Source organism: Aestuariivirga litoralis (genome assembly GCF_015714715.1).
Lineage (GTDB): Bacteria > Pseudomonadota > Alphaproteobacteria > Rhizobiales > Aestuariivirgaceae > Aestuariivirga > Aestuariivirga litoralis_A.
On record NZ_WAHS01000001.1, the window covers coordinates 1167469 to 1189218 of the forward strand.

Consider the following 21750-nt stretch of genomic DNA (forward strand, 5'->3'; position numbering starts at 1 on the left):
CTTGTCCTACATCAGCGGGCGCACATGGCGCGCGGTGGTCTGCTTGATTGAGGCGGCGAGAGCAAGATTTCGTTTTTGCACCACATCCTCAAGCGAGACGCTTTCAAGGAAATACATCATCTGCCGGCCCAGCGATGACCACAGGTCATGGGCGCAGCAACGCTCGCCCTTCACGCAGCCATTGACGGCATCGCCGTCGCAGCGGGTGACGCGCAATTCTTCATCCACCGCCAGAATGACATCCGACATGCAGATTTCTGCCGGCGCCCGCGCCAGCACATAGCCACCACCCGGCCCGCGCGCCGAAGTGACCAGCCCAGAACGCCTCAGCTTGCCGAACAGCTGTTCCAGATATTCCTGGCTGATATCCTGGCGCTCGGAAATATCGGCCAGCGAGACCGGCTTTCCGTTGCTATTCAATCCAATATCAATCAGGGCCATGACGGCGTAACGGCCTTTGGTGCTTAATTTCATCGCATCAGACTCCCAAGCCTCACGAAAAGCTTGCTTTTTGCCCCCCGCCTCGTGCTAAAGCGCGGCTTAGCAGGTGGGGCAGTTGTTTGGAACTGTTCTAAAGTGTAATAGAATAACCGACTTCGGGAGTCAACTATTTGAATCCGCCCAGACCGGTTTTTGAGTTCAAAATCTAGAGACATGCCAGAAGTCATTTTCAACGGACCCGCAGGCCGCATCGAAGGCCGTTATCACCAGGCCAAAGTGGCGGGTGCTCCCATCGCCATTCTGCTTCATCCGCATCCGAGCTTCGGCGGCACGATGAACAATCCAATTGTACACTCGCTGTATCAGCTTTTCCAGTCTCGCGGCTTTTCGGTGCTGCGATTTAATTTCCGCGGCGTGGGCCGGAGCCAGGGTCTGTTTGACAATGGCGCCGGAGAATTGGCCGATGCGGCATCAGCTCTCGACTGGCTGCAGACGCTGAACCGCGAATCCAAGATCTGCTGGATTGCCGGCATTTCATTCGGCGCGTGGATTTCCATGCAGCTACTGATGCGCCGCCCGGAAATTTCCGGCTTCATCTCGGTGGCCCCGCTGGCCAAGCATTATGACTTCTCGTTCCTGGCACCCTGCCCGGCCTCCGGCCTGTTCGTGAATGGCGGCAAGGATACGGTGACGGCGCCTGAGGCTGTGCATACGCTGGTTTCCAAGCTGAAGACGCAGAAGGGCATTGCCATCGAGCACAAGGTGCTGCCGGATGCGAACCACTTCTTCCAGGACCGGATCGAAGAGCTGACCAAGGTTTGCTCGGACTACTTGGACAAACGTCTCACTCTCGAATAGCCGCGCGTTTGCGGAAGGTGCGCCTGAGCGTAAAGCGGGTGGTGCATTTTTAGGCATGAGCTAATCCTCTTCAAAACACTGGAGGGGAATCATGGCTGAGCAGAAAATCACAACACAGAGCTGGATCTTGCTGGGTCTGCTGTCGCTCATCTGGGGCGGCTCGTTCTTCTTCATCGCCGTTGGCGTGAAAGAGCTGCCGGCCATTTTGGTGGTCTTCGCGCGCGTGGCGATTGCGGCGGCCATCCTGCTTCCCATTCATTTCATCGTGCAAGGCGCATTGCCGCGTGACGCGCGCACCTGGATTTCTTGCCTGGGCATGGCGATCCTCAATAATGCCCTGCCCTTCACGGCGATTTCCTATGGCGAGACGGTGATCAGCAGCGGGCTTGCGGCGGTGGTGAATGCCACATCGCCAATGTTTGGTGCGTTGTTCATGGCGCTGTTCCAGGTCGAAGGCCTCACCACGCGCAAGGTGATTGCGCTGGTGCTCGGTTTTGTAGGTGTCGTGGTGCTGAGCCTTGGCAGCCTTACTGGCAATGCCGCAATCCTTGGCATTCTGGCCTGCACCTTCGGTTCGGTCTGTTACGGGCTTTCAGCGCCTTGGTCGAAGAAGCGGCTGATCGGCATTCCGCCGATCACCACGGCCACTTGCCAGCTCGTCTGTTCATCCGCGATTATGGCGGTGGTGGCGTTTGTCTTTTCGACGCCGTCACAATATCTGAATGTCAGCGCCCATGTCTGGGCTGCACTGATCGGTCTTGCTGCGATTTCGACATCGCTGGCCTATCTCATCTTCTTCCGCATTCTCAACACGGCGGGACCCTCTTTCACCATTCTGGTGACCATGCTGGTGCCGGTGTCGGCGATCATTCTGGGTGTCGCCTTCCTCGGCGAAGTGCTGACGCTAAACGAAGTGATCGGCGCGCTGATCATCGGGCTCGCACTCATCATCATCGATGGGCGGTTGGTGCGAAGGATCGGGCTGAAGCTCACCTAGGGTTTGGCGAAGACGCCGCCGGTCATTGGGTGTTCGACGCCTGTTGTGCCGGGGAATGTGATCGGCAAGCCGCGCTTGGCGCGCACCGCTAGATAAGCCCAAGCTTCGGCTTCCATGCTGTCGCCGTTCAGGCCGATGTCTTCGGCTGAGACAACACCTGAGAGGCTGGCCCGCAGGCCTTGCATCATGGCTGCATTATGCCGGCCACCGCCGCAGATGACCCATTGCTTCGGCTTGTCGGGCAGATGTGCTGCGGCCTTGGCGATGGCTGCGACTGTGAACGCGGCGAGTGTTGCGGCGCCATCTTCGGACGAGAGGCCGCCGAGATAGACCAGCGCGAAGGTGTTGCGATCCAGCGATTTGGGTGGCGGCACGGCGAAGTAAGGATGCGCCATCATGGTGGCGAGGTACTTCGGTGAGACGGTGCCGAATGACGAGAATGCTCCGCCCTCATCAAAGTCTGTGCCTTGCTTTTTCAGCATCCAGTCATTGAGCAAAGCGTTGCCGGGGCCGGTGTCGAAGGCGAGGAGTTCGCCCGTCTTGCTGATGTAAGTGATGTTGGCCACACCTCCTATATTGACGAAGGCTGTGGGGCGTTCGGGGCTGAGGGCTGCGTGATAGATCGGCACCAGCGGTGCGCCCTGCCCGCCTGCGGCGATGTCAGCGGCGCGCAAATCGTAAGCCACTTCAATGCCGGTGGCCTTCGCCAGCGCTGCACCATCGCCCAATTGCACGGTGAGATGTTTGTCGGGGCGGTGCAGAACGGTTTGACCGTGGAAGCCAATCAGGTCTGGTTTTGAATCACTTAGGCCGTGCTGCTGACAAAATGATTCAACCGCTTTGGCATGCCAATCGGTGAGAGCCGTTTCAGCTTCCGCCAGAATGCCAGGGCGCTCGTTGCGCTCCTCCATGCCTTCGGCATCGGCCAGTGCCTGGCGCAGAAGCGCCTGCTGTTTGGCATCATAGGCGTAAGTGGCCGAAGGGCCGCGCTTCACAATGGCCTCGCCATCGGTTTCGAGGAAAGCCACATCAATCCCGTCCAGCGAGGTGCCGGACATCAAACCCAAGACGCGGAGGACTTTTGACAAGTGAAACACCTATGTTAAGAGCGCCAAACCATGACCCAATTTAGATCAGATTTCCTTAACACGCTTTCCGAACGTGGCTTCATCCATCAATGCTCCGATCTTGCGGGCGTTGATGCCCAGGCGCTGGCCGGAAAGCTGGTCGGCTATATCGGGTTTGATTGCACCGCCTCGTCGCTGCATGTGGGGTCTCTCGTTCAGATCATGCTGCTGCATTGGCTGCAGCAGAGCGGCAACAAACCGATCGTTCTAATGGGTGGCGGCACCACGCGCGTGGGCGATCCATCGGGGCGCGATGAAAGCCGCAAGATCCTCACGCTGGAAGATATCGAAAGCAACAAGAACGGCATCAAGCAGGTGTTCGACAAGTTCCTGGCATTTGGCGACAGTGGCAACAAAGCCTCGATGCTGGATAATGCTGATTGGCTGGCAGCGCTGAATTATATCGACATGTTGCGCGATGTCGGCCGGCATTTCAGCGTGAACCGTATGCTGGCGATGGATTCGGTGAAGCTGCGGCTGGACCGCGAGCACGAGCTTTCCTTCATTGAATTCAACTACATGGTTCTGCAGGCTTACGATTTTGTTGAACTGGCACGGCGCCATGGCTGCAATCTGCAGATGGGCGGATCAGACCAGTGGGGCAATATCATCAATGGCATCGATCTGGGCCGCCGCATGGGCACGCATCAGCTTTACGCAGTCACCTCGCCGCTGATCACGCTGGCCTCTGGCGCCAAGATGGGCAAGACGGCTTCGGGCGCTGTGTGGCTCAATGCCGATATGCGCAGCCCTTATGAATACTGGCAGTTCTGGCGCAACACCGAAGACGCTGATGTGGGGCGCTTCCTCAAGCTGTTCACAACTTTGTCGATGAGCGAGATTGCCAAGCTGGAAGCCTTGGGCGGTGCTGAAATCAATGAGGCCAAGAAGGCCTTGGCCAATGCCGCCACGGCGCTGATCCATGGTGCGGGAGCGGCCGAGCTTGCGGCTGAAACCGCGCGCAAAACCTTCGAGGAAGGTGGTGCTGCCGAAGGCCTGCCCACCGTCGAAACTGATCTGGCTGGCGGGCTTGGCATTCTGCAGGCGCTGGTTCTGGCGGGCCTCGCCTCGTCCAATGGCGATGCCAAGCGCAACATCCAGGGCGGCGCCATCAAGGTGAATGACGTTGCGGTCAGCAATGACAAGCTGGTGCTGGATGCGTCAGCTCTCAATGCCGATGGCGCGATCAAGCTTTCCATGGGCAAGAAGAAACACGTTTTGCTGAAGCAGAAATAGGTTTATTCAAGGGCGCGTGTTCTATTCGCAAAAGTCGAACAACTTTTGCGGAACACGCTCTAGTTCTGCGCTTTCGGATTGAAATCGAACAGCCGGCGGAAAATGCCGGGGGCGAGGAATGACAGCGGGTTCATCTGGATCTTGGGCGCCGCGAAAGTTCCGCCCATCGCATAGGTGAGCCCGAAAATGCCTTCATTGTAATTGCCGCCGCTCAGAAGATCGCCCAGCAAAGGCACATTGTTGAAGGCGCGCGAGAGGCCGCAGGCGGGCACGATGGTGCCGGAAATATCAATCGCATTGTCGGACTTGCGGATCACGCCATCGGCGGTGGCGCACATCGAAGGGCCGCGCACACTGGAATCCTTGATGCGCAGGAATTTTTCATCCGCACTCACCGGAACTGACAGCGTGTTGAAGAACACCGAGTCACTGCGCGGGCCGGTTTTGGTGGGCTTGCCGCGCTTATCCACTTCCGCCAGCGTGGCTTCATTGCGCACTTCAAAGTCGCGGATGGTGAGGTTGCCATTTTTCATCGGCGAGCCTTCCTCATTGCCGATCAGCGCGGAGAAATTCAGCGTGCCTCCAGCTACCTTGGAATAGAGATTGGCAGCACGCATGGTGGCACCGGCGTCATTGCTCTTCACCTGCATCTGCCTGCCATCCGGCAAGGGCACGATGGTTGCGGTGATCTGCTGGCCGTTCAAATAGCTGCCCTGAATATTGGCTTCGGCAATCTTGCCGGCGCGGGCGCGCAATTGCGCGGTTACATTGGTCAGCGCCTCGCCCCTGTTTGCGGTCACTTTGTCGAAATGCGCGCGCAAGGTGAAATCCTGCGAGGTGCTGTCGGCGCTGGCACTGCCCGGCTGCTTCACCGGCGGCGAGAGGACCGCCTTGATATAGGGTCTGGCATCGAGGTTGGTGCCGCTGACCACCAGATCAGTCACGCCATCATTGGGAATGGCACGCACGCTGAACACACTGTCATCGGCCAGGCGGATTTCCGGCATCGTCACCGATTTCAGCTTGCCGTCCTTGTAGAGATCAATGGCGCCGCGCAGATGCAGGCCGTCACCATCCAGCTTGAAATCATCAATATTGCGGCCCTGCTCGTCGCTGCTCATCTTGAAGCTGACATTGGTGCCGTCCGTCGGCGGGCGCGTGAAGCTCAGCGTGGCCAGTTTCAGTGTGGCCTTGGAGAGATCGGCCTTCACGTCATAAAGCGTCTTGCCCTGTGCGTCCTTGCTGATGGTCACATCGGCATCCACCGGCCCCAACAGGTAATCATCGAGTTTCATGCCCAGCTTGCTGCGCGATTTTTCATCCATGCGCAGCGAAACCTGGGTGATTGCAGTGCCGCCCTGGCGGGGTTTCGTCCAGCTCACTTTGGCTGGCAGGCCATTGATCTTGGCGGGGCCGGAAATATCGATCTTGTCTTGCGAAAGATTGATGGTGAAGGCACCGCCCGTCACTTCCACGCCTGGTGCGAGGCCGCTTACATTGACATCCTGGGTGGTCACCTGCGTGGCAATCTGCACTTGATCCGGCGGCGGATCCTTGATCAGCGGCATCTGCAGGGAGAGCTTGATGTGGCCGCTGCCGGTGGCTTGCGGCAGCGCCATCGGATTGTCCTGGTTCATCATCTTGAGATCGGGATTGGTGGCGATGGCCAACATGGCTGAGACCGGTGCATCCATTTCAAAATTGAACTTGGCCAGTACCTGCGGCGCCTGAATGTCGTTTGCCTCGAAGCGGCCCGAGTTCAGTGTGATCACATCGCCGTTTTCCAAAGAAGATGAGCCACCATCCAGATCGAGGGCGAAAGAGTTATCCAGCACATGCGCCTGACCGGAGCCGTTCTGCAAATTGGGCAGCGACTTGAAATAGTGCGTGTCCAGATTCTTGAGCGAGAAAGTGAAATCGATTGAACCTGGCGGGTTGCGGTGGTCTTCCCTGGCCTGGGCCAATTGGTCCTGATCGAAATTGACCTGGAACGTGCCTTCAGGAATTTCGCCGGCCGCCACGTTGGTGAAGACCCAAAGGCGTGATTTGGGCGCCACAACTGGCGGCCAAAGGCTGCGCATAATGTCGAGATTGATGTCACGCAGGCGGCCCGCCATGTGAATGGCCGGGGATTTTCCACCGCCCGTCACATTGCCGCGCAGGCGCAGGCCGCTGCTGCCGGATAGAACCACAAGGTCATCAATATCAAGCCCCGCTTTGGTGATCCCAGCCTTTCCTGAAAACTCCACCCTATCCACTACCGAGCTTGGCTTCATGTCGCTCTTCTCAATACTGGTCTTGGGTTGTGGCCCGGTCTGGCTGATCAGCTTGATGGCCAGCGCCGAAAGCTTCGCTGCATCATCGCGGATAGCACCGACGCTGCCACTTAATTCGAAGCGGCGGCCACCGATATTGACCGATGAGTTGGCCAGGTTGAGCGCCTCGACAGCGGGATCGAAACTGATATTAAAAGCACCCTCATCGATCTGGATCGGTTCGGCGAAATAATCCGGCAGGTTGATCGAACCCTTGGCGGCCTGCAACTCGCCACTGCCACTGATGATCTTACCGGTTTCATCCAGCACCATATCGACATGGCCGGAGAGCGGTGTGGTCACGGCGGCAAATTGCGAAAGCGCGAAAATCTTGCGGGCTGCCGAGGCCGGGACCACATTGTCCACCCGCGAGCTGATTTCAAATTGCTTGGCGGCATGATGATAGGTGGCGGACACTTCAGTGTGCCAGGGATCGCCCGTGGTGGCGATATCGCCATTGGCGAGGATGACGAAACCATCCGCGGTCTTGCGGTAATCGAAGGCGATGCGCGGTGCTATCCACGTGGCAGCATTGCCATCATCATAGAAACGGAATTTGGCATCGCTGATCCTGATGTCATCAAGGCTGGACAGCGGATTATCGGCGGCCTGGCCGTTCAGCACATTAAGGATCACCTCGGTTGAGGTTTTGACCGGCTTATCGGCGCCATCGTCATCAGCGGCCTGATCGGAACTGGCATTGAAGCCCAGCACGAGCGCGCCGCCCAGATTGCGGCGAATGGAAATCGAAGGGCCGATGACTTCGATGCCCTTGGCCTTTGCCTGCCCAAAGAGCAGCGCCCAGCCACTGAGGCTGACGGCAACCTGTGGCGCACTGGCAATCTGGTTGCCGCCACTGTCGCTCACCACGATGTTTTTCACCGCGACACGCGGGCGACCTGAAACCGGGTCAATCTCGATGAAAGCCTCGCCCGTTGAAACCTGATAGCCGGGAAGTTTGGAGGCAATGGCCTGCGTGATCTGACGGTCGACAAAGGGCACAGCAAGAGGGCCTTGCGACAGGCGCAAATACAAACCACCCCACAGCAGCAGCACCGCGCCCACGAGCACGGCACATGCGATTCCGGCGATCTTGAGATAGTTCAATTTCAAATCGCGCGACCCGAACCGTTCACTGCTAGTGCCTGCATCCCACCGGACTCCGCCTGCCCGTTTATTTCATTAACGCGCCGAAGCGCCTGTTGCCATCAAAGACTTATGCTCAGAAAACTACGGCATTACCATGGCGCGGGCGCTGCCGTGGCACAACCCAAAATAGGATGACATGAAGATAAAAACCCTTTAATGCACAGTCTTTCAACGCATTGACGGGCCATGATTTTCAATCGGAAAAAGGCATCTGCCGAATCGGATATTTCCAAGGCTGGCAAGCCCTTGGGCCGAAGCTCTGATGAGCCGTCCTATCTGGCCTCAGACGTGGTCATTGAAGGCAATATCGTCACCGAAGGTGAAATCCATATCGATGGTGAATTGCGCGGCTCCGTGAGGGCCCATACCTGCCTTGTAGATGCAAGAGGCCAGGTCAACGGCCCGGTGACAGCGCAGTTCGTGCTGGTGCGCGGACGCGTCTACGGCGCTATCACCGCATCACGCGTGACCATCCAGAAGGGTGCGCATGTTGAAGGCGATGTGATCCATGACGGCCTGAGCGTTGAACACGGGGCTTTCGTCATGGGCAATATCAGCCAGAATGGCAGCCTGGTTGCACCCGGCACGGCGACCCTGAACATCTCAAATTTCAGCCTGCTGCCGCCACGGCCAGACAAGAAGAGCTGAACTTACTCGATATCTGATACGTCGCCGGCAGCGCCGTGGATTTTCGAAGCGAGTGACGCCTGGATAAAATCATCCACACCGCCATCCAGCACTGCATCCGGATTCGTTGACGTGAAGCCGGTGCGCAAATCCTTCACCAGCTGATAGGGCTGCAGCACGTAAGAACGGATCTGATGGCCCCAGCCGATCTCGGTCTTGGTGGCATTGGCGGCATCCACCTTTTCCTGCTTCTTCTGCAGTTCCAATTCATAAAGCCGGGCTTTCAGCATTTTCAACGCTGTTGCGCGGTTCTTGTGCTGCGAGCGTTCGGCTTGGCAGGCGACGATGATGTTGGTGGGAATATGCGTGATACGCACCGCCGAGTCGGTGGTGTTGACGTGCTGGCCTCCGGCGCCTGAGGCGCGGTAGGTATCGATCTTCAAATCGCTTTCGACGATTTCAATTTCGATATTGTCGTCGATCACTGGATAAGCCCAGGCTGAACAGAATGACGTGTGCCGGCGCGCGTTCGAGTCATAGGGCGAGATGCGCACGAGGCGATGCACCCCGCTCTCGGTCTTGAGCTTGCCGTAGGCGTTGTGGCCCTTGATCTGCAATGTGCAGGATTTGATGCCGGCTTCTTCACCGTCATGCTGGTCCAGCACTTCAACCTTGTATTTGTTCTGGTTGGCCCAGCGCACATACATGCGCATCAGCATCGAGGCCCAATCCTGGCTTTCGGTGCCTCCGGCACCCGCATTGATCTGCAGGTAGCTGTCATTAGCGTCGGCCTCGCCTGACAGAAGCGCGTCAAGCTCCACCTGGGCGACATTGGTTTTCAGGGCCACGATGGCACGCTCGGCTTCGGTGACGATGCCCTGGTCGCCCTCGGCTTCACCCATTTCGATCAGCTCAACATTGTCTTTGAGCGCCTGCTCGACCTTCAGCAAACCGTTGATGCGGTTGTCGAGGTCCTGGCGCTTGCGCATGACTTCTTGCGCTTTTTGCGGATCATTCCAGAGCGAGGAATCCTCGGCCTTGGCATTCAGTTCAGCGAGTTCCCGAACGGAATTATCCCAGTCAAAGATGCCTCCTGAGCAGGCCCAGGGACTGCTCGATCTCGGAAATGGCCTTGATGGTTTCTGCGCGCATGATGGTCTTTCAAATCAAATATGGGAATGTCTGGCCGCTCAATAAAGGCCGCCACTGCCATTCGTCAACCCGCCGCCATCCTGGGGCTGCTGTTGTGGCTGTTGCTGGGGCAAGTCGGGCTGCGCCGTGGCACCCTGATCGGCATTGGCCGGCACCAGCACAACGCCCGACCCCTGGGATGATGCCTGGCCCTGCCCGATCACCTGACCATTGGCCGGCGGCTCATCGCCGGGCTTGAAGGCTTCAAGAATAACGCCCTTGTCGCCGAACACGCCGCGGCGGCCGGAATTCACGCTGATCGGGATCAGCTCAATGCCACGCGGCACGCGAAACGGCACGGCGGCCTTGCCGCGCAGAGCCAGCGTCATGAAATCAGCAACCACTGGGGCTGCAAGTTCGCCACCCGTGCGGCCGGTGCCCATGGGCTTGGGGTTATCGAAGCCGATATAGGTGCCGACGACGAGGTCCGGCGTGAAGCCGATGAACCACGCGTCTTTTTCATCATTGGTGGTGCCGGTCTTGCCGGCGATGGGCTTGCCGACGACTTGCAGCTTGCGGCCCGTGCCGCGCTCAACCACGCCCTCCATCATCGAAGTGATCTGGTAGGCGGTGTAGGAGTTCATCACCTGCTCGCGGTCATCCGGGAGATCAGGCTCGGCGAGGCCCGGCGTATATTTATCGACCTTGCAGGCGGTGCAATCGCGCGTGTCATGGCGGTAGATGGTGCGGCCAAATCGGTCCTGGATGCGGTCAATCAGCGTAGCATCCACCTTCTTGCCGCCATTGGCGATGACGGCATAGGCGGTGGTCATCTTGAGGAGCGTGGTTTCGCCAGCACCCAGCGCCATCGCCAGTTCATGCGGCATGCGGTCATAGATGCCAAGGCGCTCGGCCAAGTCAGCCACCTTGGTGATGCCCATGGCGTCGGCCAGGCGCACCGTCATGGTGTTACGGGATTGCTCGATGGCGCGGCGCAACGTTGAGGGGCCGAAGAAATCCTTTTCATAATTCTTCGGCTTCCACACTTCGCCATGCGGCATCTTGATTTCCAGCGGCGCGTCGAGCACCACCGAAGCCGGCGAATAGCCATTGTCGAGGGCGGCCGCGTAGACGATCGGTTTGAAGGATGAGCCCGGCTGGCGCATGGCCTGCACTGCGCGGTTGAACTGGCTCTGGCCATAAGAGAAGCCGCCCACCATGGCGAGCACGCGGCCAGTATGCGGGTCCATCACCACCATGGCGCCCTGCACATCGGGCAGCTGCAAGAGGTGATATTCATTGCCATTGCCGGATGGGGCGACATAGATCACGTCACCCGGCTGGAGCACATCCGTAGCTTTCTTGACTTCGGGGCCCAGCTTGACGCCATCGACATATTTGCGCGCCCATTGCACGAGATTGAGCGGCACGTAGCCCTGATCGCGTTCCGGGCCCCATTTGCCATCGGCCATGACTTTGGGCTGCAGGCCCACATTAGCACCCGCCTCATCGACCTGCAGCACCACGGCCACGCGCCACGGCTGCTGGTCAGGAGGAATATGATACTTCTCAAGATAACGTTCCCAATCACCACTCAAATCGGTGACATGAGTCAGCGGCCCGCGCCAGCCACGCCGGCGGTCAAAGCCAATGAGGCCACGGGCCACAGCCTGCCTGGCAAAAATCTGCAGCTTGGGATCAAGCGTGGTGCGCACCGAATAACCGCTGCGCTCCAATTCATCCTTGCCATATTTGGCAATCAGTTCGCGGCGCGCTTCTTCGGCAAAGCTTTCGGCGGAGAACAGCTGGGCGCCGAAGGGCCGCGGATTCACCTTCAGCGGCTTGGCGATGGCGGCATTCAGCTGGTCCTGCGAAATGTAACCGTTTTCCAGCATTTGGTTCAGCACATAATTGCGCCGTTCGATGGCCCGGTCGTAGTGCGTGAAGGGATTGTAGTTGTTCGGGCCCTTGGGCAGTGCGGCGAGATAGGCCACTTCTTCCAGCGAAAGCTCATCCAGCGGCTTGCCGAAATAATTGAGCGAGGCTGCGGCTATGCCGTAAGAATTGAAGCCCAGGAAAATATCATTGAGGTAAAGCTCAAGGATCTGGTCCTTGCTGAAGCTTGTCTCGATGCGCTGCACGATCAGCGCTTCTTTCAGCTTGCGCGACATGGTGCGTTCATTGGAGAGCAGGAAGTTCTTGGCGACCTGCTGGGTGATGGTCGATGCGCCGACCACCTGGCCATGGCCCGACAGCTTGACCTGCACATAGCGGATGGCGGCCTTGGCGATGCCGTGCCAGTCAAGCCCCGCATGGGTATAGAAATTTTTGTCTTCGGCTGAAACATAAGCCTCGATCACCAGCTTTGGGATCAGGTTGACGGGCACGAACAGGCGGCGTTGCTGGGCATACTCAGCCAGCAAGGAACCATCCGAAGCGTGCATGCGCGTCATCACCGGCGGCTCCCAGGAGGCGAGCGCCTTGTAATCCGGCAGGTCCTTGGAGACATCCCAGATGATGTAAAGCGCCGCACCCGCAAGTGCGATCGCTATGACAAAGGCTGCGCCAAAAAGCCAACCGAAGAACCGGAGCATCTTATCCCTTAAAGTTCCACCTGACGCGCCAACTAGCACGATTCAACCGCAGGCAAAACTTAATTGCCCACGATTGTCCAAGGCCTGAATGTCGGCAGAATGTGGCGAAGACGTGTTCGGGAAATCAGGGCGTGACGGCGGCGGTGGCGTCTTGCTTGAAATAGCCGATGACAGCCTTGGTCATCGACTCCGACATTTCCTTGCGCCACTGATTTGACGTCAGCATGCCCTTGTCGGCAGTATTTGAAAGATAGCCGAGCTCAATCAGTACGGAAGGTACGTCCGGCGCCTTGAGGACTGCGAAATTGGCAGCTCGCATCGGCTGGCCGGTGAATTCCGTCACGGGGCGGATGGCGCTGACCGTGAGCTTGGCAAAATGCAGGGCCTGCGCCTTGCTCTCGCGCTGCATCAGATTAATGAGGGTGGAGGCCACTTCCTCTTTCTGTTTGCCCAGATCAACGCCAGCCAAAAGATCGGCGCGGTTTTCCTTCTGGGCCAAGGCTTCAGCCACATCGTCGGAAGCTTTGTCAGAAACGGTATAGACCGTGGTGCCGCGCACCGATTGGTCACGCAGCATGTCGGCATGGATGGCGACGAAGAGATCGGCCTTGTGATCGCGGGCGAATTTCACCCGGTCTTCAAGCTTGATGAGTTTGTCGTCGTCACGGGTCAAGAGGACGTCAAAGCGGCCGGTTTCAGTAAGGGCTGCCTTGAGTGACTGGGCATAGGCGAAGACCACGTCCTTTTCCTTGACCCCATCATGGCTAACGGCACCACCGTCAATGCCGCCATGGCCGGGATCGAGCACGATCACATGCTTGGGCAAGCTGGGCGCAGCCGGTGCTTTCGTGACTGAGCCGGTCTGCAGGTCATCGGCCTTTTTGATATCCAGCGTGGCATCGGCAGCCACCAGGTCGAGCATCAGGCGGGGCGATTTGCCGGGTTCGGCGGGCTTTACAGTGGACCAGGAGATCACCGTAGGAGTGCGGGTCTCGAGAATGATCCGCGCCTTGCCATCGGGTGCCTGTTGATAGTGATAGGACGACACAATGCCTGCGCCAGTGCCGCCCGCCCCAGGCGCCACATCGGTATCGAGCTTGGGCAGATCAATGATCACGCGCCCTGGGTTGTTCACCACCATCGCGCTGAAGCTGACGGGTTCTGAGACCGCCACTTCAAACTTGGTGTGACCCTTGGCCACTGCAAAGGCAGCTTCCTTCAGCCGCAATTCAGCGGCCAAAGCCATAGACATCATTGAAGTAATGGAAACCAGCAAAGCAGCGCCCTGGACCATAGCCCTGCGAAAGGCAGGGGCGCGGCCAAATGAATTGGTGGACAACACACAAACAGACGCTGACTTGAACACCGGGACACAACTCACAAACAGGCATCCAACCTAGCCGCACATGGTTAAGAGAGGGTTGAATCGGTTGGCATTTACTGCGCCACCAAGCGGCTGCTTGCATTAGCGGCGGGAAGCGCCTAGTTATTAATCGTCCGTGCGCAGACTCAAGATTGAACTCTTAGATTGCAACGGCGACAGTTTCGCGCTTTTCAGGTCTCCGGTGCGTTTACCCACTTGAAAAGATTGCGTTTTCACCGGCCCTAGTGGCTTATGAAGTTTGGCATGGCCAAACGCTTTAACCGCCCTTCACTGGGCAAAGGTCAACTTCGACGTGTCCACGGCAACAGCGCCCCATGGAAGACAGGTTACCCGCGACAGCGGCACCGGTTTTACGGCCCTGTGTCAGATGCCATCAGGCACACGTCCACAATCGCTCCCAATTCCACTGAACATCATGTTGCGCCGGTTCCGGAGGGCATGCGCATGATCGGACATTGCGAATTGAGCCAAGGATTACACCCATCATGGGCTCAAAAATGCTCATCGACGCGAGCCAGCCGGAAGAAACCCGGGTTGTCGTTGCTCGCGGAAACAAGCTTGAAGAATTCGATTTCGAAAGCGCGTCCCGCCGCCCTCTAAAGGGCAATATCTATCTCGCCAAAGTGACCCGTGTGGAGCCTTCGCTCCAGGCTGCCTTTGTTGAATATGGCGGCAATCGGCACGGCTTCCTGGCCTTCGCCGAAATCCATCCCGACTATTATCAGATCCCCATCGCCGACCGCATGGCGCTTCTTGCCGAGCAGGAAGCTGAAGAGGCGGAAGAAGATGATCATGATGAAGAAGATCATCACGACGATCATCATGAAGCAGACGAAACGCATGATCATGATCATGATCACCACGACCATGATCACGCCGAGGGCGAGGATCATCACGACGACGCTGTAGAAGCCTCCGCCGCTGAAGAAGCGCAAGAGGAAGTGGCATCGGAAGACGAAATGCCTTCCGAGATGCCGATGTTGGCTGAGCCGGAACCGGTGCTTGCTTCGGAACCCGTCGAAGAAGCCACAGTTTCTGCCGCTGAAGACCACCCTGCTCCCGAGGCCGCCCCTTCAGGCGAACTCGTCGAGGTGGAAATTGATGCTGAAAGCCAGAAGGTTGAAACCATTGGCGAAGGCGAAGACGATGCTCTGGAAGAAGTGCCGAAGCGCCGCAGCAGCCGGAGCAACCGCCCGCGCCGCCGCCATTACAAGATCCAGGAAGTCATCAAGCGCCGGCAGATCCTGCTGGTGCAGGTGATCAAGGAAGAACGTGGCAACAAGGGTGCTGCGCTCACTACCTATCTCTCACTCGCTGGCCGTTATTGCGTGTTGATGCCCAACACTGCGCGCGGTGGCGGCATTTCCCGCAAGATCACTGACGCGGGTGACCGCAAGCGCCTGAAGGAAGTGACCAAGGACGTCGAAGTGCCGAAGGGCATGGGCGTCATTGTGCGCACCGCGGGCGCGCAACGCACCCGCACCGAAATCAAGCGCGACTTCGATTATCTGATGCGCCTGTGGGAAAGCGTGCGCGAGATGACGCTGCAATCCCAGGCGCCTTGCGTGGTCTATGAAGAAGGCAATCTGATCAAGCGTTCTATCCGCGACCTTTATACCAAGGATGTGGACGAGATCATTGTGGACGGCGATGCCGCCTACAAGGATGCCAAAGACTTCATGAAAATGCTGATGCCTTCACATGCCAAGAATGTGAAGCTCTACAAGGACCCCAAGCCACTGCTTCAGCGCTATCAGCTGGAAGGCGCGCTTGACGCGTTGTATTCGCCCACGGTGAACCTGCCATCAGGTGGTTACCTGGTGATCAACCAGACGGAAGCTTTGGTGTCGATCGACATCAATTCCGGCAAGGCGACGCGCGAACACAATATCGAAGACACGGCGACGAAGACCAATCTCGAAGCCTGCGATGAAATTGCCCGCCAGTTGCGCCTGCGCGACTTGGCCGGCCTCGTGGTCATCGACTTCATCGACATGGAAGAAAACCGCAACAACCGGTCGGTTGAGCGGCGGATGAAGGACGCGCTGAAGAATGACCGCGCCCGCATCCAGGTGGGACGGATCTCGCATTTCGGCCTGCTCGAAATGTCGCGCCAGCGCCTGCGTCCGGGCCTGATCGAAGGCACGTTCCGCCCCTGCCCGCATTGCGAAGGCAAAGGCATCGTACGCTCGGTTCCGTCTTGCGGCCTTGGTGTTTTGCGCCAGATCGAAGACTATCTGCAGAAAGGCCGTTCGGAAAACCTTACCGTCAAATGTGCGCGTGATGTGGCCTTCTATCTGCTCAACGAAAAGCGCGACAGCTTGCTTGAGCTTGAAACGCAATATGGCATTTCGATCTTCCTCGTCCCTGGCGGCGAAGATGTGAAGGGCACGCAAGCCATGATCGAGCGCGCGCCTGACCGTGGCCAGATCAAGCGCCGCGTGACCGCTGCTGCCGTTCAGATGGACTCTGCTTTCACTACTGAAGAGGAAGTGGAAGAAGAGGTCATCGAAGAAGAGGTTGAAGAAACCGAAGAGTCCGCAGAAGCCAATGGCGAAGAACGGGCTGAAGGCGGTGATGGAGATGGCCAGCGCCGTGACGGCAATCGTGGCCGCCGCCGCAGACGCGGCCGCCGTGGCCAGCGTTGGGAAGAACGTGGTGACAAACCGCGTTCCGCTGATGGGCAAACCTCCGAAGACGAGGCTCCCTCAGTCTCTGAAGGCCAGCGTGACGCTTCGGCAGACCCGCAGGGCGACAATGACTTTGGCGGCGACGACCAGGTGGAAACCATTGGTGGTTCCGGTGAAGGCGAAGAACGCGCTGAAGGTGATCGTGGCCCGCGCCGTGACCGCAATGACCGGAGCGACCGCGGCCGTGGTGGCCGCCGCCGTGGCAAGTTCGGCCGTGGCCGTGGTCCGCGTGAAGGCGGTGCCAATGGCAGCGAAGAGACCAATGGCAGTGAACCGCGGGGTGAGTCATCCGAGCAGCCGCACGGCGAAGGCGAACCCGAGCAACGCCGCGAACGTGAACCTCGCCGTGAACGTGAGCCACGGCGTGAACGCGAACCGCGCCGCGACCGCGAGCCCCGTGAACAGACAGCGCCTGCTCCCGCCCCGGTGGTGATCAATATTCCTGATTTCATCCCTGAGCCGGAAGTCCGCAAGTGGCAGCCGCCGGCACCCACGGTTGCACCCGCTGAACCCGCCGCGCGCAAGGGCGGCTGGTGGAGCAAGAAATAACAGCCATGGTGATGCCGCAATCGCGCGGCATCACCTGCTCCAGTTATAGGGGCGTGATGAGAAAATCTTTCCTGCGCGGCGTGGCTTTGGTCTGCGGCATCGTTCTAACGGTGCAGTCGGGGATGGCTGTTCCTGACCAGAGCGACAAGCGCAACCGGAACCAAGGCCCCGCCGTCATCCGTGATGCTGAGATCGAAGGCCTCCTGCGGATTTACTCGGGGCCGATTTTCAAGGCCGCCGGCATCAATTCAAAAGCGGCCAAGGTGGTGGTGATCGGTGACCCGTCCATCAATGCCTTCGTCGCTGGTGGCCAGCGCATCTTTGTCAATGCCGGTTTGATCACCCGCGCCCCCAACCCCAACACAGTGATCGGCGTTCTGGCACATGAATCCGGCCACATCGCGGGCGGGCATCTGGCGAAAATGAATAGCGCCATGGCAGAGGCCAGCACCAACGCCATCATCGGCACCATCTTCGGCATTGCCGCCATGGTGGGCGGTGCGATGGCGGGCAGCACCACCGCAGCACGCGCCGGCCAAGGAGTGATCATGGGCTCGCAGGGTGCCGCGCAACGCTCCTTCCTGGTTTATGCCCGCGCGATGGAATCCACCGCCGATGAATCGGCGATGCGTTATCTCGAAGCCACGCATCAAAGTGCAAAGGGCATGCTCGATCTATTCCGTGTGCTGGCCAATGAATCCCTGGCCTCCACCACCGGCGCTGATCCTTATGCGTATTCGCATCCGATGCCGTTTGACCGTATCCGCACGCTGGAGGCCACGGCCCAGGCCTCGCAATGGTATAACAGGCAGGATGATGCCGCGCTGATGCTGCGGCACAAGCTGGCGCAGGCCAAGCTGATCGGCTTCCTGCAGCCGCAGCAGGTGTTCCAGAAATATCCCTCCTCCGACAATTCGCTGCCTGCCCGCTATGCGCGCGCAATTGCGTTTTTCCGCCGCGGCGATCTGGCATCCGCCATTCCGGTGATCGACAGCCTGACGGCGGAAGTCCCGCAGGACCCGTATTTCTGGGAATTGAAGGCTCAGGCCTATCTTGAAAATGGCAAGGCGGCACAGGGCCTGCCCTTCATCCAGAAAGCGCGCGCCATATTGCCGAATAATGGCCTGCTGCAAATCCTCAATGCCCAGATCCTGCTGGGCACTGAGAACCCCGCCATGGCGGACCAAGCGATCACCCTGCTCAAGCAGGCCCGCATGAGTGAGGGCCAAGAACCCAGCATCTACAAATTCATGGCTCAGGCTTACGGCGCCAAGAACGACATTGCCCGCGCCGAGCTTGCCACGGCCGAATATGCCTATGCCACCGGCGATGCAAAGTTGGCCGGAGAAAAGGCTGCGGTGGCCATGAAATACCTCAAGAAAGGCACGCCCGAATGGTTGCGCGCCAGCGACATTGCGAGCTTTTCCGCCAAGAAATGATCACCATTTCGTACGAGCAAATGGGCTTGTGCCGAGGCCCCCAGTTGCGGCACAATGAAAATAATTCTGGAGTTTGGCTATGAAGCGTATTCTGATCAGTCTTGGCGCCTTTTTGCTGGCGTCGGTTGTTGCCGCCGCCGCCTTTGCCGGTTCTTTTTCCGATGACCAGAAAAAGGAGATGGAAGACATCATCCACAGCTACCTGATGGAGCATCCGGATGTTCTCAAGGAAATGGTGGCGAAGCTCGACGCAGCGGACAAGCAGGCTGCCGATGAAGCGCGCGGCAATGTGTTGTCATCCGCTTCGAAAGATATCTTCCACAACGCGCTGGACGGTGTGGCCGGCAACCCCAAGGGCGATGTGACCGTCGTCGAATTCATGGATTACAATTGCGGCTGGTGCCACAAGAGCGTGACTGAGATGCAAGCCGTCATCGGCAAGGACAAGAATGTACGCCTGGTGCTGAAGGAATTCCCGATTTTCGGTGAAGGTTCCGAATATGCCGCCCGCGCCGCCATGGCATCGCAAAAGCAAGGCAAGTACTGGGAATTCCATCAGGCGATGTTTGCCACCAAGGGCAAGATCGACGCTGCGGTGACCGACAAGGTGGCGCAGTCCGTAGGACTCGACATCACCAAGCTGAAGGCCGACATGAAGGACCCGGAGATTAACGCCAATATCGACAAGACGCAGGCGCTGGCCAAGTCTCTGCAATTCACGGGCACACCGGGCTTCATCGTGGGCGACAAGATTTTCCCGGGCTTTACCCAGCAGGACAATATCATCGCCAGCATCGCGGCGACCCGGGCCGAGGGCGGCTGCAAGTTCTGCTGATCAACAGCTGAATTAACACTGCCCCAATCGTCTGTTTTCAAAGCAGGCTTGCGTGGCTATAAGTTGCGGCCATGACAGTCATCTACATCCTGAACGGGCCCAATCTGAATTTGCTGGGCCAGCGTGAGCCTGAAGTCTATGGCCATGACACATTGGCATCGATTGAAGCCATGTGCCGTGCCAAGGCCAAGGGCCTGGGATTGGATATCGTTTTCCGCCAGACCAATATTGAAGGCGAACTGGTGAACCACATCCATGAGGCGCGCGAAAAAGCCAAGGGGCTCGTCATCAATGCCGGGGCCTATACCCATACATCGGTGGCTTTGCATGACGCGGTGAAAGCGGTTGGCCTGCCTACCATCGAAGTGCATCTCAGCAATGTTTACAAGCGTGAGGCTTTCCGCCATCACAGCTATCTCTCGCCGGTGGCGGAAGGCGTCATCTGCGGCTTTGGCCCGCAATCCTATGAGCTGGCCCTGGAAGGGCTGGCTGCCATCTTGAAGAAAAAGGGAAAGGCATAATGCCCGCAAAGAAGAAGCCCGCAGCAGCGGCACCGTCAGAATCCGCCGAGCTCAGCCTCATCCGCAAGCTGGCTGAAATCCTAAATGATACCGGCCTTTCCGAGATCGAGCTGGATCACAAAGGTGCCAAGGTGCGCGTCAGCAAGACGCTGCATGCTGCCCCGATGGTGCATGTGGCTGCCCCTGCGCATCACGCCCCCTCCTCGCCCACGCCGCATAGCCATGCTGCAACGGCAGCGCCTGTTGCTGCCGTTGAAATGGCTGGTACGCCGCTGAAATCACCAATGGTAGGCACAGCCTATCTGTCGCCCTCGCCCGAAGCGCCCGCTTTTGCCGCTATCGGTTCGATGGTGAAGCAAGGTCAGACCTTGCTGATCATCGAAGCCATGAAGACGATGAACCAGATCGCGGCACCGAAATCCGGCAAGCTGGTGCAAGTGATGGTGGAGAATGCCCAGCCGGTTGAATTCGGCGAAGTGCTGATGGTGATTGAATAGGCGATGTTCGACAAAATCCTCATTGCCAACCGGGGTGAAATTGCGCTGCGCGTGCTGCGCGCGGCCAAGGAACTCGGCATTCAGACTGTGGCGGTACATTCCACCGCCGATGCCGAGGCCATGCATGTGAAGCTGGCGGATGAAAGCGTGTGCATCGGCCCGCCGCCTGCCAAGGATTCCTATCTCAATGTCGCGGCGATCGTTTCGGCCTGCGAAATCACCGGGGCAGAAGCGGTGCATCCGGGTTACGGCTTTCTCTCGGAGAATGCCAAATTCGCCGACATCCTGAAAGCGCACAACATCAAGTTCATTGGCCCCTCGCCCGAGAACATCCGCACCATGGGTGACAAGATCGAGGCCAAGCGCACGGCAAAAGCTTTGGGCATTCCGGTTGTTCCGGGTTCCGAAGGTGGCGTGGCTGACGTGGCCACCGCGCGCAAGGTGGCCAAGGACATTGGCTATCCGGTGATCATCAAGGCCACGGCAGGCGGCGGCGGTCGCGGCATGAAAGTGGCGCTGAACGAATCTGAACTCGAGATTGCCGTTTCGACAGCGCAAAGCGAAGCCAAGGCCGCCTTCGGCAATGGCGAAGTTTATATCGAGAAATATCTGCAGAAGCCGCGTCATATCGAAATCCAGGTTCTGGGTGACGGGCAAGGCCGTGCGGTGCATCTGGGTGAACGCGATTGTTCGCTGCAGCGCCGCCACCAGAAAATCTGGGAAGAAGCGCATTCCCCTGCCCTCAACGCCGCCCAGCGCGATGAGATTGGTGGCCGCGTGGCGCGTGCCATGCAGGAGATGAAATATGAAGGTGTGGGCACCATCGAGTTCCTCTACGAGAACGGCGAGTTCTATTTTATTGAAATGAACACCCGCCTGCAGGTGGAACATCCGGTGACGGAAGCAATCACCGGGCTTGACCTCGTACAAGAACAGATCCGCGTGGCTTCGGGCGCAGCGCTGCCTTATGAGCAGAGTGATATTCAATTCTCCGGCCATGCCATTGAGTGCCGCATCAATGCGGAAAACCCGATGACCTTTGTGCCCTCGCCGGGCCGGGTTGACTCGGTGCATTTCCCCGGTGGGCTTGGCGTGCGTGTCGATAGCGCACTTTATTCCGGCTACCGCATTCCGCCCTATTATGACTCGCTGATCGGCAAGCTGATCGTCTCGGGAAAGTCACGCTCGGAATGCTTGATGCGCCTGCGCCGCTGCCTGTCTGAATTTGTGGTCGATGGGGTGGAAACCACCATTCCGCTGTTCCAGAAATTGCTGGGCGAGCGGGACATCATCGATGGCCATTACGACATCCACTGGCTGGAGAAATACCTGGCCAAGCTGCAAGCATAGCGGCTTCTCG

General features: G+C 58.4%; 16 protein-coding genes. 10 read left to right on the forward strand and 6 right to left on the reverse strand.

Annotated elements, in window-relative coordinates; translation table 11 throughout:
- Positions 1-6: 6 nt before the first annotated feature.
- Complete coding sequence (locus F8B91_RS06135; protein WP_196502800.1) at positions 7-474, reverse strand: Rrf2 family transcriptional regulator; 468 nt, start codon at positions 472-474, stop codon at positions 7-9.
- A gap of 180 nt (positions 475-654) precedes the next feature.
- Between F8B91_RS06135 and F8B91_RS06140 the strand changes: the two genes are divergently transcribed.
- Positions 655-1299 (forward strand): alpha/beta hydrolase, encoded by a 645-nt coding sequence (locus tag F8B91_RS06140; protein ID WP_196502801.1) that lies wholly within the window; start codon positions 655-657, stop codon positions 1297-1299.
- Between the two features lie 91 nt (positions 1300-1390).
- Positions 1391-2296 carry a DMT family transporter gene (locus tag F8B91_RS06145; protein ID WP_196502802.1) on the forward strand — a complete coding sequence of 302 codons (906 nt, stop codon included), beginning with the start codon at positions 1391-1393 and terminating at the stop codon, positions 2294-2296.
- Here the strand turns inward: F8B91_RS06145 and F8B91_RS06150 are convergent.
- Positions 2293-3393, reverse strand: coding sequence for an anhydro-N-acetylmuramic acid kinase (locus tag F8B91_RS06150; protein WP_348641719.1), 1101 nt, complete (start codon positions 3391-3393; stop codon positions 2293-2295). The two genes, F8B91_RS06145 and F8B91_RS06150, sit on opposite strands and share 4 nt — an antisense overlap.
- A 21-nt stretch (positions 3394-3414) precedes the next feature.
- Between F8B91_RS06150 and tyrS the strand changes: the two genes are divergently transcribed.
- A complete protein-coding gene (tyrS, locus tag F8B91_RS06155) occupies positions 3415-4659 on the forward strand; it encodes a tyrosine--tRNA ligase (protein ID WP_196502804.1) in 1245 nt (414 codons plus the stop codon).
- 59 nt (positions 4660-4718) lie between these two features.
- On the opposite strand, the gene F8B91_RS06160 is transcribed toward tyrS, so the two are convergent.
- Positions 4719-8087: a DUF3971 domain-containing protein gene (locus tag F8B91_RS06160; RefSeq protein ID WP_210324331.1), complete on the reverse strand. Its 3369-nt coding sequence runs from the start codon at positions 8085-8087 to the stop codon at positions 4719-4721.
- A gap of 222 nt (positions 8088-8309) precedes the next feature.
- Here F8B91_RS06160 and F8B91_RS06165 point away from each other — a divergent pair, with 222 nt between their 5' ends.
- Positions 8310-8771 (forward strand): bactofilin family protein, encoded by a 462-nt coding sequence (locus F8B91_RS06165; protein ID WP_196502806.1) that lies wholly within the window; start codon positions 8310-8312, stop codon positions 8769-8771.
- A gap of 2 nt (positions 8772-8773) precedes the next feature.
- Here F8B91_RS06165 and prfB read toward each other — a convergent pair.
- From prfB to F8B91_RS06180, 3 genes are all read right to left on the reverse strand, one after another.
- Positions 8774-9902 (reverse strand): peptide chain release factor 2 gene (prfB, locus tag F8B91_RS06170; protein WP_196502807.1). Its coding sequence is split into 2 segments (ribosomal slippage): positions 8774-9832 and positions 9834-9902, totalling 1128 coding nucleotides; the frame shifts between segments, so codons are not numbered across the junction.
- Positions 9903-9940: 38 nt separating this feature from the next.
- Positions 9941-12475 (reverse strand): penicillin-binding protein 1A, encoded by a 2535-nt coding sequence (locus F8B91_RS06175; RefSeq protein ID WP_196502808.1) that lies wholly within the window; start codon positions 12473-12475, stop codon positions 9941-9943.
- A 124-nt stretch (positions 12476-12599) separates the two neighbouring features.
- Complete coding sequence (locus F8B91_RS06180) at positions 12600-13721, reverse strand: N-acetylmuramoyl-L-alanine amidase family protein (RefSeq protein ID WP_196502809.1); 1122 nt, start codon at positions 13719-13721, stop codon at positions 12600-12602.
- A 623-nt stretch (positions 13722-14344) separates the two neighbouring features.
- Between F8B91_RS06180 and F8B91_RS06185 the strand changes: the two genes are divergently transcribed.
- The 6 genes from F8B91_RS06185 (at position 14345) to accC (ending at position 21740) form a co-directional block, all read left to right on the forward strand.
- Positions 14345-17098 (forward strand): Rne/Rng family ribonuclease, encoded by a 2754-nt coding sequence (locus tag F8B91_RS06185; protein WP_196502810.1) that lies wholly within the window; start codon positions 14345-14347, stop codon positions 17096-17098.
- A gap of 56 nt (positions 17099-17154) precedes the next feature.
- On the forward strand, positions 17155-18537 hold the full coding sequence (locus F8B91_RS06190) for a M48 family metalloprotease (protein ID WP_196502811.1): 1383 nt from the start codon (positions 17155-17157) through the stop codon (positions 18535-18537).
- Positions 18538-18616: 79 nt separating this feature from the next.
- On the forward strand, positions 18617-19372 hold the full coding sequence (locus F8B91_RS06195; protein ID WP_196502812.1) for a DsbA family protein: 756 nt from the start codon (positions 18617-18619) through the stop codon (positions 19370-19372).
- A gap of 71 nt (positions 19373-19443) precedes the next feature.
- Positions 19444-19893, forward strand: coding sequence for a type II 3-dehydroquinate dehydratase (gene aroQ / locus F8B91_RS06200; RefSeq protein WP_196502813.1), 450 nt, complete (start codon positions 19444-19446; stop codon positions 19891-19893).
- Positions 19893-20390, forward strand: a complete 498-nt coding sequence (accB, locus tag F8B91_RS06205; RefSeq protein WP_196502814.1) for an acetyl-CoA carboxylase biotin carboxyl carrier protein — start codon at positions 19893-19895, stop codon at positions 20388-20390. The genes aroQ and accB overlap by 1 nt, the downstream gene beginning before the upstream one ends.
- 3 nt (positions 20391-20393) lie before the next feature.
- Complete coding sequence (gene accC, locus F8B91_RS06210) at positions 20394-21740, forward strand: acetyl-CoA carboxylase biotin carboxylase subunit (RefSeq protein ID WP_196502815.1); 1347 nt, start codon at positions 20394-20396, stop codon at positions 21738-21740.
- The last annotated feature ends 10 nt before the right edge of the window (positions 21741-21750 follow it).

What these genes read in the sequence shown, in the direction of transcription:
- accB (WP_196502814.1), top strand. Translation starts at nt 19,893, where the DNA reads ATGCCCGCAAAGAAGAAGCCCGCAGCAGCGGCACCGTCAGAATCCGCC.
- F8B91_RS06135 (WP_196502800.1), bottom strand. Translation starts at nt 474, where the DNA reads ATGAAATTAAGCACCAAAGGCCGTTACGCCGTCATGGCCCTGATTGAT.
- accC (WP_196502815.1), top strand. Translation starts at nt 20,394, where the DNA reads ATGTTCGACAAAATCCTCATTGCCAACCGGGGTGAAATTGCGCTGCGC.
- F8B91_RS06140 (WP_196502801.1), top strand. Translation starts at nt 655, where the DNA reads ATGCCAGAAGTCATTTTCAACGGACCCGCAGGCCGCATCGAAGGCCGT.
- F8B91_RS06180 (WP_196502809.1), bottom strand. Translation starts at nt 13,721, where the DNA reads ATGGCTTTGGCCGCTGAATTGCGGCTGAAGGAAGCTGCCTTTGCAGTG.
- tyrS (WP_196502804.1), top strand. Translation starts at nt 3,415, where the DNA reads ATGACCCAATTTAGATCAGATTTCCTTAACACGCTTTCCGAACGTGGC.
- aroQ (WP_196502813.1), top strand. Translation starts at nt 19,444, where the DNA reads ATGACAGTCATCTACATCCTGAACGGGCCCAATCTGAATTTGCTGGGC.
- F8B91_RS06195 (WP_196502812.1), top strand. Translation starts at nt 18,617, where the DNA reads ATGAAGCGTATTCTGATCAGTCTTGGCGCCTTTTTGCTGGCGTCGGTT.
- F8B91_RS06145 (WP_196502802.1), top strand. Translation starts at nt 1,391, where the DNA reads ATGGCTGAGCAGAAAATCACAACACAGAGCTGGATCTTGCTGGGTCTG.
- F8B91_RS06165 (WP_196502806.1), top strand. Translation starts at nt 8,310, where the DNA reads ATGATTTTCAATCGGAAAAAGGCATCTGCCGAATCGGATATTTCCAAG.
- F8B91_RS06185 (WP_196502810.1), top strand. Translation starts at nt 14,345, where the DNA reads ATGGGCTCAAAAATGCTCATCGACGCGAGCCAGCCGGAAGAAACCCGG.
- F8B91_RS06175 (WP_196502808.1), bottom strand. Translation starts at nt 12,475, where the DNA reads ATGCTCCGGTTCTTCGGTTGGCTTTTTGGCGCAGCCTTTGTCATAGCG.
- F8B91_RS06190 (WP_196502811.1), top strand. Translation starts at nt 17,155, where the DNA reads ATGAGAAAATCTTTCCTGCGCGGCGTGGCTTTGGTCTGCGGCATCGTT.